We start from the raw sequence: 14,136 nt of genomic DNA on the forward strand, positions 1-14,136 counted from the left end.
CATGACGCCCACCGCCCTGCCGGCCCTCGTCGCACGGCACGCCGAACTCACCCCCGACGCCCTCGCCGTCGTGGACGGCGACACCACCCTCACCTACGGCCGTCTCCTGCAGGCGGGCCGCGCCCTCGCGGCACACCTGCGCGGACACCGAGTGACGCGCGGCGACCGGGTTGCGCTCCTGACGACCCGATCGTCCCGCACGATCGTGGCGCAGCTCGGCCTGTGGCTGGCGGGAGCCGTATGCGTGCCGCTCGATCCCGCCCAGCCCCGTCCGCGCACCGAGGCGATGATCGCGGACGCGGAGGTGAAGCTCACCGTCGGCGACGCCAAGCTGCTGGACGCGGCCACGTTCCCCGGCCCCGTGCTCACCCTGCCCGAGGAGCCGCTCACGAGCGGCCGGCCGGTCGACGAGGCCGACCCCGAAAGCCCGGCGTTCATCATGTTCACCTCCGGTTCCACCGGCCGTCCCAAGGGCGTCCTCGTGCCGCACCGGGCCATCGCCGAGCTGGTCACCGCACCCGGCTACGTCACCCTCACCGCCCGCGACCGCGTCCTGTTCCACTCCCCCATGACCTTCGACGCCTCGACGTTCGAAGTCTGGGGCGCGCTCGCCAACGGCGCCGCGGTCGTCGTCTGCACCGAGCAGCGGCCCTCCCTGGAGGACCTGGCCCGGCACGTCGAGCGGCACGGCGTGACGGTGGCGTTCTTCACCACGGCCCTCTTCCACCAGCTCGCCGCACGCCGCTCCCGCGTCTTCACCCAGCTCCGCTCGGTCGTCGTGGGCGGCGAGGCGATGGCCGCGGCGCAGGCCCGTGAGGTGCTCAGCGCCTTCCCCTGGCTGGAGCTCGTCAACGGCTACGGGCCGACCGAGACGACCACCTTCGCGACCGCCCACCGGGTCACCCTGCAGGACTGCGAGGGCCCCGTACCGATCGGCAGGCCCGTCGCCGGGGCCACGGCGCACGTCCTGGACGCCGACGGTCAGCCGGTGGCGGACGGTGCCCGGGGCGAACTGTGGATCGGCGGCAGCAGGCTCGCCCACGGGTACACGGGCCTGCCCGCACTCACCGCCGAACGGTTCGTCGAGCACGCCGCGGCCGAGGGGCGGCTCTACCGTACGGGTGACATCGTCTCCCTCCGGCCCGACGGCATCATCCAGTTCCACGGCCGCAACGACGACCAGGTGAAGGTGCGCGGCTTCCGCATCGAACCCGCGGAGGTCGAACACGCCCTGCGCCAGCTGCCGGACGTGGACGACGCCGCCGTCACCGTCGACGGCGCCGGCTCCCCCGAGGCACGTCTCGTCGCGTTCGTCGTCGCCGCCCCCGGCCCCGTGCCCCACGGCGCGGCGCTGCGCGAGCGGCTCACCGCGGTCCTGCCGGCCCACCTGGTTCCCGACGCGGTGACCGTGCTGGAGCGGCTTCCCCTCACCCCGGCGGGCAAGGTCGACCGGCGCGCGCTCACCGGACGCGCGCACGCCGCCGGCCACCGGCCAGCCGACGAGCCGGCGGCGCGGATGACACCGCTGGAACGGGCCGTCGCCGCGGTGTGGAGCCGGGCACTGGGGATCGAGGTCACCTGCGCCGAGGACGAGTTCCTCCTCGTCGGCGGTCATTCCCTCCTCGCCCTCGCCGTCACCGAGGACCTGCGCGAGGAAATCGGCGTGGAGCTCTCCCTCGCCGACTTCTTCGCCGCCCCCACCGTGGCCGCGCAGGCCGCGCTGGTCGAACGCGCCCTCCTGGCCGCCCACGCCGACCTCCACCCCGAGACCCCGGAGCACAGCGATGTCCACTGACACCGACTCCGCGGCCCGCGACCGCAAGGAGCGGCTCCAGCAGGAGCTGCTGCGCCGGGCCCGCGCCGGAACCGCCCGGCGCACGACGGCCGGGCCCGCCCCCGGTGCGAGCGCCATTGCGGACGGCCACGCACCGAAGGCCACCGACCACCTCGGCACCGCCACCGCACCACCCGGCACCACCACCGCACCGCCCGGAAGCGTCCCCCTCTCCCGCGCTCAGCGGCGCATGTGGCTGATGGAACGGCTCGGCGGCGCGGGCGACTCGTACCACGTGCCCTTCGCCACCCGTGTGCGCGGTCCGTTCGACGCGGCCGCGTTCGCCACCGCCCTCACCCAGCTGGTGGCCCGGCACGCCATCCTCCGCACCCGCTACACGGAGCACGAGGGCGAGCCCTGCCAGGAGGTGCTCCCGACGCCCCGGACGGTCCCCGTACACGTCGTCGACAGCGACGTGACGGACGCCCCGGCGCTGCTGCGGCGCGAGACGGCCCGGCCGTTCGACCTCGCGGCCGGCGACGCCGTACGGGCGCTCGTTCTGCGCCACGGCCCGCAGGACCACACCTTGCTGCTGACTTTCCATCACATCGCCGTGGACGCGGCCTCACTGGAGACCGTGGCCACCGAACTCGCCGTTCTCTACACGGCGGCCACCGACGGAACGGGCCGGCACACACTGGCCGCACCGCCGCGGTACGCCGACCACGCGCGCCGCGAGCACGACGGCCTGCCCGGTCTCGAGGCCGAACTGCGCCGCTGCACCGGCCTGCTGGCCGACGCCGCCCCGCCGCGTCTGCCCCGGCCTGTGGCGGCAGCGCCGCGGACGGCCGTGCGTCCGGGGGCCGTGTGCAGCGTGCCTCTGGCGCCCGCCGTGCCCGACGCCCTGCGGGCGCTGGGTGCACAGCGGCAGGCCACGCTCTTCGCGGTGTCGCTCGCCGCGGCCTTCGCCGCACTGCACCGCCTCACCGGTGACGACGACCTCGTCATCGGCGTGGCGAGCACCCACCGCAGCGGAACCGGCATGCGCGGGCTGGTCGGCCTGTGCGTCAACACCCTGCCCGTACGGGTGGACGTCTCCGGCGACCCGTCCTTCGCCCGGCTGCTGCGCCGCGTGAGCGACGCGCTCATCGAAGCCCAGCATCACCGGCACATCCCCTTCGACCTGGTCCTCGAACGCCTCGGCGCCGGGGCACGCGGCGCCGACGGCACCGCACTGGTCCGCGTCACCTCCGACCTCCTCGGCGAACCGACGGTACTGCGGCTGCCGGGTACGTCGGCCGAGTACGTCGACGTCCCCACCGACGGCGCGAAGTTCACCCTGTCCTTCGGCCTGGTGCCGGGCGCCGGCGCCGCACAGCCCCTGGCACTCGTCCAGTACGACGCGAACGCGTTGGACGACACCGTCGCGGAGGCGGCCGTACGGGACTACGCGGCCCTGCTCCACGCGGTCGCGGCCGACCCGGAACGAGCCCTGAGCGAGCTGCCCCTCCCCGGACCGGACGACGGCTCCGGGCCCCGGGACGCCCCCGACGCGGAAGGCGACGGTCACCCTGCCGCGCGGGCCCTGCGCGCCCACCCGAGCGTCGCCGACGCCGCGGTGGTCCGGCCCGAACAGGGACCGCCCGTGGCCTATGCCGTCCTGCGCGACAGCCTGGGCCCGTCCGGTCACGAACTGCTGGGCCTGCTGCGCAGGTCCCTCGCGCCCGAGGACGTGCCCGCCACGGTCACGGTGCTCGACGCGCTGCCGCGCTCGGCCGCCGGGCCGCTCGACCACGCCCGGCTGCCCGGGTCGTCCACGCCGGGCGTCCCGTCCGGCCCCCGGGCGGAAGCGGTCGAGGAGGCCTTCGCGGCCGTGCTCGGTGCCCGCCCGTCGCCGGACGACGACTTCTTCGCCCTCGGCGGCCACTCGCTGAAAGCCGTGCAGCTCGCCGAACGGCTGCGCACGACCCTCGGACTGCCGCTCACGGGCCTCGACGTGCTCCAGGCCCGTACGCCCCGGGCGCTGACCGCGCTGCTCGACGAACGGGAGGCACGGCAGAGCGCCGCGAGGGCCGCGCGCCCCGCGAGCAGGCCGGCCCCCCGCTCCCGGGACATCCGCCCGGGCACGGTGCTGGTCACCGGCGCGACGGGCGGCGTGGGCGCGTTCGTCGTACGTGAGCTCGCCGCACAGGGCCGCCCCGTGCTGGCTCTGGTCCGGCCCGAATCGGCCCATCTGATCGCCACCGAGGGCGTCGACGTCATCGAGGGCGACCTCGGCGACCTGGCCGGGCTGCGGGACGCCGTCGCGCAGGCGGACGCGGTCGTCCACGCCGCCTGCACCTTCACCCGGCACGACGTGGACCGGGCGGCGACGGAGGCGATGGTCGACGCCTGGCGGCGCGGACCGTTCGTCTTCGTCAGCAGCGTCGACGCCTACGGGCACCCCGGGACGGAGCGGGTCGCCGAGGAGTCGGCGCCCCACGGGCCCGTGAGCCCGTACGGGAGGGCGAAGCTCGACTGCGAGGCGATGGTGCTGCGCGCCGCGGGGACCGAGGGACGCGGGGGCGCGAGCGCCGTGCGGTCACCGATCGTCTGGGGCGCGCACGACCGGCTGCGCGAACAGCTGCGCTGGGGCGCCATCGGCACCCTGTACCAGTCTGCCCGCCAGGGCATGCCGATCGACCTGCCACGGCCCGGTACGGGTGGACACGGCTGGTACGGGGCCGCCTGGGTGCATGCGGCCGCCTTGGCCCGCGCGGTCGCCGCATGCCTCGACCGGCCCGTGCACGGAGTCGCCAACGCGTGCAACGGCCACGTTTCCTGGCGCGACCTGGCACAGGACCTGACGGAACTCCTCGGCACCCGCGCGGACTTCCGCACGACCGAGGCGGTACCCCAGGACCTCGACCACCGCTGGCGCTACGACAGCGCCCGCCTGGCCCGGCCCCTGCGCCCCCGCGCGGGAGAGGACCGGCGGACCGTGCTGGCAGAGATGATCGGCGCCACGACACCCGACACGGCCTGACACACCGCTGCGCCCGGAGCACCCACCGGGAGCTCCGGGCGCAGCCCTGACGGCCTCCAGCCCGGTGCCTTCTCACCGCCATCGACGGCCAGTCCACCCCGGACACGGGTTCCTCCCGCCGTGACCCCGCCCCGCAGGACCCGGTCACGGCGTTCGTGCCGGTACCGGGTGGGGATCAGGCGCAGGGGGCGCAGCAGGAGGGGGCTCGTTCGACGCAGACGGTGACGGCGTCGGTGTTGTCGGCGGGATCGAGGTCCTTCTCCTCGGCCCGGGCGCTGGCGGTGTTGGTGACGGAGCCGGCCGCGGTGGCCTTGGCGCGCAAGGTGAGGGTGGCGGTGGCGCCGTTGGCGAGGTCGCCGAGGGCCCAGAGGCCGGTGGCGGGGTCGTAGGTGCCCGTGGAGGCGGTGGCGGACAGGAAGGCGAGGGGGTCGGGGAGCAGGTCGGTGACGGTGACCCCGGTGGCGTCGTTCGGACCGGCGTTGGCGACGGTGATGCGGTAGGTCACGGTCTGGCCTACGGTCACGGTGGTGGCGTCGGCGGACTTCACCACGCTCAGGTCGACGGCCGGCAGGACGTCGGTGACGGCCGCGTCGGAGGTGGCGGTCAGCGGCTCGGGAGTGGCACCGAGGCGGTTTTCGTAGGTGGCGGTGGCGGTGTTGGTGATCTGCCCGTCGGCACTCGCTTCGTCGATGGTGACCCGGTACTCCACCGTGGTCCCCGCCGGCATGGTCGCGGTGCTGGGCAGGCTGCCCGGCTGCCCGCCGGTGGCGCCGTTGCCCAGACGGAAGACGACCTGGTTGCCCTGGGCGTCGAAGTACGCCTGGTCGTCCCCGTTCCGGTCGCTCTTGACTCCGGCATTGGGACCCTCGACGATGCGCAGGGACCCGGGAAGGTAGGTCGTGCCGACGGGGATGGCGTCGCTCAGTGTGAGAGCTTCCGCCTCGCCACCGCCTTCGTTCTTGGCGGTGACGCGGTAGGTGATGACGTCGCCCACCTCCAGCGGCCCCTGGGGGACGGCGGTCTTGGTGAGCACCACCAGAGGGGCGGTGCCGAAGAACACCCCGTCCAGGAAGTTGCCGATCGTGGGGGCCCCGCCGGCGGCGGCCACCGAGCGGAAAGCGAACCGGGTCGTGGTCTGGCCCGCCGGCACGATGTAGGTACCGGTGTGGTAGCCCCAGGCGGTGGTGCCGTCGGTGAACCGGCGCTGCTCGACGACCGCGCCCGGCGCGCCGATGTCCAGCGCCATGGTGTCCTGGCCGAGGCGGCCCCGGTGGTGCAGGCGCCAGTACAGCTTGGTGCCGGGCGTGGTCGTCAGGTCCTGGTAGAGGGTGGAGACCTCGTTGGCGTTGAGCTCGGCGAACTGCGCCCCCTCGGCTGCCGGGACGCCCTGGAAGCCCGAGCGCCACAGCTCGATCATGTGATCGGTTGCCGTGGTGCGCCAGCCGGGGACCCGCTTGGCCGCTTGTGTCTGCGAGGAGTCCGGCAGAATTTCGACATTGGTCATCACGGGCTCTTCGAAGCTTCCGTTGACCAGCGCTACACGCAGCGGAATGGGTGTGCTCACAGTCGTCCCCTTCGTTCGGCCATGCCTGGCTGTGCGCCCGAACGGACCCCACCTGCGCAGAGGCAGCGGCCGCCGAGACACCGGAAGCACACCGCACGCGGCGACACACGGAAAGGGACCACGATTCCCTCCCGGCCAAAGCCGCGAAGCACGTTTGCCGGGCATATCCCCGGGACAACCCACGGCGTGTCACCGCCCCCGCTCGTCCGCCCCCGGCTGCCGGGGCCCCTCGCGTCCGACCACCACCAGCCACCCCATCCCGAACGGCCGAAACGAAGCCGCAACCAGTCCCGCACGGTAACCGGCGTGGGTGAATGGCGTCGCAGCACGTTGACGCTCGCGCCGGCCCCTGCCAGGCACGGAGGAGCGGACGGTCCGGCAGAAGGGTGGAGAGGCGTGAGCCCCCGGAGCCGCGTGTGGCGAGCCGTCAGCTCATCGGGGCCGGAGCGCCGCGGTAGTGAGGTTCACCGAACGCGCTGCTCGACGCCGACGCCTACCTCAGGTTCCTCGCCGCCCGGCCTGAGGTCGCCTCCGGACCGTTCGAGGTGATGCGGTCCAGGAGCGGGACCCGCGCGGTGATCGCGGCGAGGGCGTCGGGCCCGTCCGCGCCCACGGGACCGTGGAACGCGGCGAGGGCGGCCAGCCGGCCGGGACGGGACGGCGGCGGCGCGCGTGGCCAGGAGGCCGCGTATGCAGCAGCCGGCCCTGGGCAGCGACTCATCGAAGGCGTGGCCCGGTGCCGACAGGCCGCGGGGAGCCCGGGCCGGTAGAATCGTCATCGAGCCTGCGCCGTTCAGCCGCAGGAGGACACGCCCGGTCGGGCCTCCGCGAGAGCGCTGGGCACATGTCCCGCGCGGACGGCACGCGCACGCACACGCACACGTCGAGCCGGACACCCATGTCGCTGTCCCCTTGGCCTTCGGCGCGTGGACACCGGTGCGCCGGAAACGACAATTCCCGGGCAATTCCCGATAGCTGACACAGGAGTTGGCGCCATGAGTAACGTCCTCGTCCGGGCGGCGGGCATCGCTTCCGCAGCCCTTCTGGCAACCACCGGCGCCTCGGTCGGCGCCACCCAGGCGTCTGCCCTGCCCATGACCCCGCCCTGCCATGTGGCCGATCTGGACGTGGCCGTCGGCGAGCCGGAAGGCGCCGCGGGATCGCTCAACTACCCGATCCTGTTCACCAACACCTCGACCCACACCTGCGCGTTGCGCGGATACCCGGGTGTCAGCGTCGTGGACGCCCGGTACCACCAGATCGGCACCTCGGCGATCCGCACCGGCGAGCGGGTGGACACGGTGTCCGTCTTCCCGGACGACACGGTGACCGCGGTCCTCCGCACCAACAGCCGGGCCGTGGTACCGAGCTGTCGGCCGACGTCGAGCTACGTCAAGGTCTACCCGCCGAACAGCTTCCAGGCCGTGCAGATCCCCTACCACCTGCGCGTGTGCGGAGCCTTCGAGATAAGCCCGGTGCAAGCCTCGCAATGACCGCCCGGAAGAAGCCGCTCCGCGGCGGGTGCCACGCCGGCGCGTACGAGATCAGGAGGGAGCAGGAGGGAGCAGGAGGCGGCGCCGTCGACGCGGCCCCCTTCGACGGCTCAGGTCGGGCGCACACCGTGCCCGACCTGCGGCCCGATGTCTTGGCTCCTGGTCGGAGTTCCGTCCGGGGAGAAGGAGTCGTGGAAGGTGAAGGCGTGCGCCGCGGAGCCGTGCTCGTGTACGTGCTCCAGCCGGGAAACTCCGTCCCGCCACGTGGGTATCACGCCGTCGGGGACCCACCAGGCCACGTGATTCGGCCGCCCCGTCCTCTCGAACCAGTCGTAACGCCGGTGCAGTGCCTCGCGGTGCAGACCGGTGTGGACGGCGTCGAAGGCGGGGCGCAGGCCGGTCCAGAGCGAGAGGGTCGCGGCCAGGGCGGTGGTTTCCGGCGTACGGCCTTTGCCGTACCAAGCCGGTACGGCGAACTCTCCCCATGAACCCCAGTCCGCCCCGAAGAGCACGCCCCGGTCACCGCCTGCCGGTTCGGCACGCGCGAGGTAGCCGGGTTGCTGACTGATCGTGCGGTAGACGGCCTCACCCGTCTCGTAGAACTCGCGCGTGCGAGCTCCGGCATCGGCGAGCGGTGACTTCAGGACGCCGAAGGTGTACAGAGCAAGTGCGGGCATGTGCCTCTCCCTGGTGGGGGCAGCCTGGTGCGGGCTGCCTGGTGGGGACCCGGTTCGGTGGCTCGCACGGGGCGAGGATGCGAGGAGCGTGACCGCCTCATCCCGTCACGGCCAGGCCCCGCCCGGGGGAACCCCGGTGTGCCCCTTGCGGCGACCACCGAGGACCAGTTGAAGGTAACTGCCTCCGCGAGCCTTGTCGAAGTTGCGATTTTCCTGTCCAAGTGGCTTCTCGTACAACGTCCTTGCGGGAACCGGGGGCGGGCACGCCTGGCCCCCGGCCCAGCGCGTCACACGGGTTCGCCGGCGCCGTGCACCGAGCGGAACCGGTGTCGAACCTTCCGGCAGAACGCCGGGCGTACGGCGTACCCGACCGCCGCGGTCCGATCCGGTCACGTGGCCGGGCTCGAGGTCAGCGTGTCAGTGCAGTCCGCTGTAGGCGGCCATCACGATCTCCGTGCCGCGGTTGTCCTCCTCCTGGTTCCGGTCGATCATCTGGTTCATGACGTAGGCCACCGTCATGTGGGAGCCGGGATCGCTCACGACCAGCGAGCCGCCCCAGCCACCCCAGCCGAAGGTGTTGCCGAACCTGCCGAAGCCCGCCGTCCAGGACATCGGCGTCCGCAGGACGCGGTCGTCACCGTGGAACACCTCCTGCCATGCGGGCTCGCAGCCCCGGGGAGACAGCAGGCGCACGCCGCCGGCCGAGCCCTGGTTCGCCAGTACCGACTGGACGAGGCCGACGGAGCGAGCGTTGCCGAAGCCGTTCACCGCAGGGATCTGCGCACGGCGCCAGGCCGCGGAGTTGACGTCCTTGACCCGGATCTCCACGCCGGTGTTCTCCCGGCGTGTTCCGTCCGGCCCGAACGGTGCACTGGCGGTGTACTCGTCGGTGAGCGAAGGCGGCGGGATGAGCGGGGCGACGCGGTGGTCATGCTCGGCGGAGAGCCCTATGTGGAAGTCCGCGCCGAGCGGCTTGGCCACTTCCTCGGCGAAGAACTCGCCGAGGCTGCGGCCGGTGATGCGGCGGACGGTCTCACCGACCAGGAACCCGAAGGTGAGCGCGTGATAGCCGGCAGCCGTTCCCGGCTCCCATTCGGGCGCCTGCGCGGCCAGCCCGGCCGTCACGCCCTCCCAGTCGTAGAGCCCCTCGACCGCCGTCGGCCCGGACAGGTCCGGCAGCCCCGCCGTGTGCGACAGCACGTGCCGTACCAGCAGGTGCTCCTTGCCCGCCGCGGCGAACTCGGGCCAGTAGGTGGCGACCGGCGCCGACAGATCGAGCTCGTTCCGGTCGGCCAGGACCAGCGCGCACAGGGCGGTCATGTTCTTGGTCGTCGAGTTCACACCGGTGAGGGTGTCGCGCTCCCAGCCGACGGTACGGTCCGCGTCGGCGTACCCTCCCCAGATGTCGACCACCGGCTCGCCGTCGAGGTAGACGGCCACCGAGGCGCCCACGTCGTCCTGGGCGAGCGAAGCCGCGAATGCCTCACGGACGGCGGCGAACCGCGGTTCGCAAAATCCCCTCATGTCAGTCATGGACGTCATCCTGTGATGGCGCCAGGGCGTCCCGCCCCACACTTCCCGCACCGGTTCTGTCGGGCGGGGAGCGGTCGGATGCGCTCTACTCCGTCGTGGAGGCACGACCGCGCGGGGTGGCCGTCCCTGCGGCGGAGACACGAGACGGAAGGACGGGGCCACTCGTGCTGGAGCGGCTGAATCGGGCGCTGGACCACCTGGAGGCCCGTCTCGACGGGAAGATCGACATGGCCGAGGTGGCCCGGATCGCCGGGGTGTCGGAGTACCACTTCCGCCGGCTGTTCTCCGCGCTCGCGGGGATGCCCCTCCCGGTCTACGTGCGGCGCCGGCGGATGACGATCGCCGGGGCCGAGGTGCTGGCCGGGGAGCCGACCCTGCTCGATGTCGCCGTGCGGTACGGGTACGGCTCGGGCGAGGCGTTCGCCCGGGCGTTCCGGTCGGTGCACGGCATCGGTCCGGGCGAGGCCCGGCGCACGGGTGCGGTGCTCACGGCGCAGCCGCGCATGTCCTTCCGTCTCGTCGTCGAAGGCAGTACGGCGATGCGGTACCGGATCGTGGAGAAGGAGCGGTTTCGGGTCGTCGGCAGGAAGGCCCGGGTCCCCCTCGTGCACGAGGGGGTCAACGCGGCCGCAGCGGCGCACCTGGAAAGCCTCGACGGGCAGGCGGTCGTACGGATGAAGGAACTGGCCGTCGGGGAGCCGGAGGGAATCCTGTCGGCGGCGGTGCACCTGACCGACAGCCGGGAGGAGGGAGCCGAGGTGGACTACTGGATCGGCGCGGTGACCGGTCCCGACGCCACCGCGCAGGAACTCGAAGCCCTCGACGTGCCGGCCGGGACCTGGGCGGTCTTCGACAACCACGGCCCCTATCCGAGCGCCCTCCAGGACCTGTGGCGAGACGTGTTCACGCAGTGGTTCCCCTCGAACCCGTACGTGACCCGGCCGGGTCCGGAGCTGCTGCGGACGCAGCCGGTGGAGATCGGCGCGGAGACCGGCTCCCAGCTGTGGATCCCGGTCGAGCGGGACATCGGCAGCTCCGGCGCGTGAACACGGTACGCGGACGTGGCCCTTCGCTCGCAACGGACGAGACGGACCGACTCGGCTCCCGCCGACGTCCGCGGACGACGCGGAAAGGCCCCGGCGACGCAGGTTCCGGCCAGGTCCTCGTCCTTCCCGCGCCGGACGTGTGACGCCCCGGATTCCGCTGAAGGACCACGTCGCATCTCGGCCCGATGGTCCGATCGAGCGGTGCGGCGTGGCGGTCGCGCGCGGGTCGGGCGGCGTGCCACGTGAACCCCCTACGCTCTCAGACGATCAGGGAGGTCGGATGCCGGAGAAGACCGGTCGCTGGGTCCGGGTCGTCGTGCTGGGCGTGCTGAGCGCGTGCAGTGTCGCTCTGATCGCCGGGTGCGGCCCCGACAAGGACGATCCGACGGTACCCCCGTCGCCGTCCGATACGGTTTCCATCCCGTCCGGGGCCCCGCAGCCGACGGACACCCGGGGCGCGCCTGATGCGGTGTCCAGCCCGCCCGCCTCGCCGCGACCCACGGCTACCGGGGAGCCGTACGTTCCGCCTCCGCCGCCGCCGCCGGTCAAGACCGCCGACGAGGACGGCGATCCGTCCTCCGCCCCGAGTGCTTCCCCGTCCCCGCAGCAGCCCACCACGCCTCCGGCGCAGATCGACCCGCCGGATCCTGACGGTACGTGAGCGAGCCGCCACGGGACGGGCCGTCCCCGGAGACGGAGGCGGATCCCTACCGCCCCGCCGCGCTCCTGAGGACGGTCGTCGCGCAAGGGACTTTCATCGCCGCGCTCCTGTTCTACCTGGGGGCGATGTACATGAGTACGTTCTACGGGTATTTCCACATCTCGCTCAGCACGCTCGACCTGGGCTTCAGCGAGTTGGTGACCCAGAGCCTACGGCTGCTGAAGCTCGAGGTCCTGGTCGCCGTCGGGCTGATCGTGCTGGTCGTGTCGGTACCTTGGGCACGGACTCGGGCCCAGGGGTACGGGGGCGTGGAGTCCCGTGCGGCCGCCAGGGCCGAGGCCGTGGCGGCCGCTCTCTCCGTGCCGGTGGTGGTTATCGGTGTGGCGCTGCTCGCCCTGTGGAAAGAGATCCAGCCGTACGGCTGGACCGCCCCTCTTCTCATCGCGGTCGGGCTGCTCATGGGCCAGTGCCGCGACGTACGGGGCCGGCGGCCGAAAGGCCTGCGGTGCAAGGCACTTCCGGTCTTCACCGCCGTGGCCTTCCTCTTCTGGACGCTCACCCAGGCCACCATCCAGACGGCTCAACGCGACGCCAGGTCCCGCGCCGGTCATGTCACCGATTGGACCGGTGTGATGGTCCTCAGCAGTTATCCGCTCTCCCTCCCCACCGGGACGGTCACGAGGGAGGTCCTGGCGAGCGGACTCCGTCACCGCTACCGCTACACAGGTCTGCGGCTGCTCCTGGACCGGGACGGAAGGTATTACGTCGTACCCCTCGGCTGGAACGCGGATCGCGACGCGATCTACATCATCCAGGAGAGCGACGCCGTGTGGATCGGTCTCACCCCGGGCACCAGGCCGCAACCGCTCGGCCAGTGACCTGAGTCGCAGCCGGGCTGGTGGAGGCCGTGGGCCGCGACCTGCCGGGGTGGCACCCGAGACCGCCATACCGCGGCTCGCCCGGCCCGACCGTGGCCCGCGATCTCAGTCCGATGTCAGGGGTTCAGGCTGGGGTGAGCCGGCCGAACCAGTCCAGGCACAGGACCATCGCGTCGTCGTCCGGGTCCGCGTCCCGGTACGCGGCCAGTTCCTGGAGGATCCCCCGGGGTACAGCTGCGGCCGGCAGCAGGCTGGTGGCGTGGATCGCCCGGGCCAGAGCGCGTTCGCTGTAGGTTTCCCCGCTTTCGCGGGCGGCCGCGTACACGCCGTCGCTGACGAAGATCAGGCGGTCGCCGGGCAGTGCCTGGAAGTCCTGTGCGGTGTAGTCGGAATCTTCGATCATCCCGAGGGGGAGTTGCGGCTCGAACTCGACGCGTTCGACGGATCTGTCGCGGTAGCGCCACAGTTGCGGCGAGCCGGCGTCCACGACCTTTCCCGCTCCGGTGGCCAGTTCGAGGGAGAGGAGAAGGGTGGAGACGTACTGGTGGCCGCGGTGCTGCCCGTAGACGGCCTGGTCGGCGAGAGCGGCTTGATCCGCGATGTCGACGCCGGCCCTTCGGGCGTTGCGCAGTGCGTTGATGGCGAGGTTGGTCAGGAGCGAGGCTTGGATTCCCTGGCCCATTCCGTTGGTGACGGTCAGGGTGAGGGTCTCGGAGGTGGTGGACCAGTCGAAGTTGTCGCCGTGGATGTCGTAAGCGGGCTCGAGCTGCGCTCCGATGGCGTATTCGGGGCGGGCGCACGCTCGCGCGGGCAGCAGCTGCCACTGCATTTCGGCCGCCAGGGTCAGGCGGCTGGCGCGCCGGGCCTGGAGGTAGAGGTCGGTGTCGCGCTCGGCCACGACGATCTCGTGCCCCAGGAGTTCCGCCAGGTCGGTCAGTTCACCCACGCTCCGTGGCGTGCACGCGGTTTCGGGCACGCGCACCGTCACGATGCCCAGCCGGTCGCCGCGCACCGTCACGGGCAGGTGGAGGTCTACGGTGCCGCCCTCGGCGGTGTACCGGCCGTAGGGTTCCTGGCTGGCGAAGGCACGGCCCTCGGGGCTGGAGTGCACGGGCAGGGGCTCGGCGGTGTGAGGCAGCGCGATCACCGGCTGCAGCACGGTGAGGCTGTAATCGGCCATGAGGAGGGCCACCTCGGTTGCTTGGTAGTGCTCGATCAGGGCGGCGCGCAGCGACGGGAGGAGGTCGTGGGGCGCGGCCGTGCGCAAGGCACGCTCAACAGCGAGGAAGCTGGTCATGGCCGGTGTCGTTTCTGTGAGAGGGGGCGGCGGAGGAGGTCACACAGGGGAGCGGGGACTGCGCTGCGGGGCCGCTGAACCGGCCGGGGCGGCTGAGCATCGCGAGAGGGCCGGGTCCGCGATCGCGGACCCGGCCCGCACGGTAGGGGTAAGAGCGTGTAAAAGGCCAAGACCATATACATTGCCGG

10 protein-coding genes and 1 pseudogene are annotated in these 14,136 nt (G+C 72.6%); 6 read left to right on the plus strand and 5 right to left on the minus strand.

Annotated elements, in window-relative coordinates; genetic code table 11:
- Window position 1: 1 nt before the first annotated feature.
- Both ABZY44_RS12980 and ABZY44_RS12985 read left to right on the plus strand, forming a co-directional pair.
- Complete coding sequence (locus tag ABZY44_RS12980; RefSeq protein ID WP_356652935.1) at window positions 2-1,795, plus strand: non-ribosomal peptide synthetase; 1,794 nt, start codon at window positions 2-4, stop codon at window positions 1,793-1,795.
- Window positions 1,785-4,799 carry a condensation domain-containing protein gene (locus ABZY44_RS12985; protein WP_356652937.1) on the plus strand — a complete coding sequence of 1,005 codons (3,015 nt, stop codon included), beginning with the start codon at window positions 1,785-1,787 and terminating at the stop codon, window positions 4,797-4,799. The genes ABZY44_RS12980 and ABZY44_RS12985 overlap by 11 nt, the downstream gene beginning before the upstream one ends.
- Before the next feature lie 175 nt (window positions 4,800-4,974).
- On the opposite strand, the gene ABZY44_RS12990 is transcribed toward ABZY44_RS12985, so the two are convergent.
- Window positions 4,975-6,363, minus strand: coding sequence for a hypothetical protein (locus tag ABZY44_RS12990; protein WP_356652939.1), 1,389 nt, complete (start codon window positions 6,361-6,363; stop codon window positions 4,975-4,977).
- Between the two features lie 565 nt (window positions 6,364-6,928).
- Window positions 6,929-7,064, minus strand: a pseudogene (locus tag ABZY44_RS12995) (dienelactone hydrolase family protein); the annotation flags it as partial.
- Window positions 7,065-7,358: 294 nt separating this feature from the next.
- On the opposite strand from ABZY44_RS12995, the gene ABZY44_RS13000 reads away from it, so the two are divergent.
- Window positions 7,359-7,856, plus strand: a complete 498-nt coding sequence (locus ABZY44_RS13000) for a DUF4232 domain-containing protein (RefSeq protein ID WP_356652941.1) — start codon at window positions 7,359-7,361, stop codon at window positions 7,854-7,856.
- Between the two features lie 110 nt (window positions 7,857-7,966).
- Here the strand turns inward: ABZY44_RS13000 and ABZY44_RS13005 are convergent, their stop codons facing one another.
- Together ABZY44_RS13005 and ABZY44_RS13010 are read right to left on the minus strand one after the other, a co-directional pair.
- A complete protein-coding gene (locus ABZY44_RS13005) occupies window positions 7,967-8,533 on the minus strand; it encodes a DUF3291 domain-containing protein (RefSeq protein ID WP_356652943.1) in 567 nt (188 codons plus the stop codon).
- A gap of 417 nt (window positions 8,534-8,950) precedes the next feature.
- Complete coding sequence (locus tag ABZY44_RS13010) at window positions 8,951-10,066, minus strand: serine hydrolase domain-containing protein (protein ID WP_356652945.1); 1,116 nt, start codon at window positions 10,064-10,066, stop codon at window positions 8,951-8,953.
- A 164-nt stretch (window positions 10,067-10,230) separates the two neighbouring features.
- On the opposite strand from ABZY44_RS13010, the gene ABZY44_RS13015 reads away from it, so the two are divergent.
- The 3 genes from ABZY44_RS13015 (at window position 10,231) to ABZY44_RS13025 (ending at window position 12,651) form a co-directional block, all read left to right on the plus strand.
- Complete coding sequence (locus ABZY44_RS13015; protein ID WP_356652947.1) at window positions 10,231-11,112, plus strand: AraC family transcriptional regulator; 882 nt, start codon at window positions 10,231-10,233, stop codon at window positions 11,110-11,112.
- 280 nt (window positions 11,113-11,392) lie between these two features.
- On the plus strand, window positions 11,393-11,773 hold the full coding sequence (locus tag ABZY44_RS13020; RefSeq protein ID WP_356652949.1) for a hypothetical protein: 381 nt from the start codon (window positions 11,393-11,395) through the stop codon (window positions 11,771-11,773).
- The gene (locus ABZY44_RS13025) at window positions 11,770-12,651 is read left to right on the plus strand and encodes a hypothetical protein (protein WP_356652951.1); all 882 of its coding nucleotides are present in this window, start codon (window positions 11,770-11,772) and stop codon (window positions 12,649-12,651) included. Before ABZY44_RS13020 ends, ABZY44_RS13025 begins: the two co-directional genes overlap by 4 nt.
- A 124-nt stretch (window positions 12,652-12,775) precedes the next feature.
- Here the strand turns inward: ABZY44_RS13025 and ABZY44_RS13030 are convergent, their stop codons facing one another.
- Window positions 12,776-13,948 (minus strand): PP2C family protein-serine/threonine phosphatase, encoded by a 1,173-nt coding sequence (locus tag ABZY44_RS13030; protein WP_356652953.1) that lies wholly within the window; start codon window positions 13,946-13,948, stop codon window positions 12,776-12,778.
- Between the last annotated feature and the right edge of the window lie 188 nt (window positions 13,949-14,136).

This window comes from Streptomyces sp. NPDC006544, from assembly GCF_040611715.1.
GTDB lineage: Bacteria > Actinomycetota > Actinomycetes > Streptomycetales > Streptomycetaceae > Streptomyces.

Excerpts from the sequence above, each read along its gene's own strand:
- ABZY44_RS12980 (WP_356652935.1), top strand. The coding sequence starts at position 2 with ATGACGCCCACCGCCCTGCCGGCCCTCGTCGCACGGCACGCCGAACTC.
- ABZY44_RS12985 (WP_356652937.1), top strand. The coding sequence starts at position 1,785 with ATGTCCACTGACACCGACTCCGCGGCCCGCGACCGCAAGGAGCGGCTC.
- ABZY44_RS13000 (WP_356652941.1), top strand. The coding sequence starts at position 7,359 with ATGAGTAACGTCCTCGTCCGGGCGGCGGGCATCGCTTCCGCAGCCCTT.
- ABZY44_RS13005 (WP_356652943.1), bottom strand. The coding sequence starts at position 8,533 with ATGCCCGCACTTGCTCTGTACACCTTCGGCGTCCTGAAGTCACCGCTC.
- ABZY44_RS13010 (WP_356652945.1), bottom strand. The coding sequence starts at position 10,066 with ATGACTGACATGAGGGGATTTTGCGAACCGCGGTTCGCCGCCGTCCGT.
- ABZY44_RS13020 (WP_356652949.1), top strand. The coding sequence starts at position 11,393 with ATGCCGGAGAAGACCGGTCGCTGGGTCCGGGTCGTCGTGCTGGGCGTG.
- ABZY44_RS13030 (WP_356652953.1), bottom strand. The coding sequence starts at position 13,948 with ATGACCAGCTTCCTCGCTGTTGAGCGTGCCTTGCGCACGGCCGCGCCC.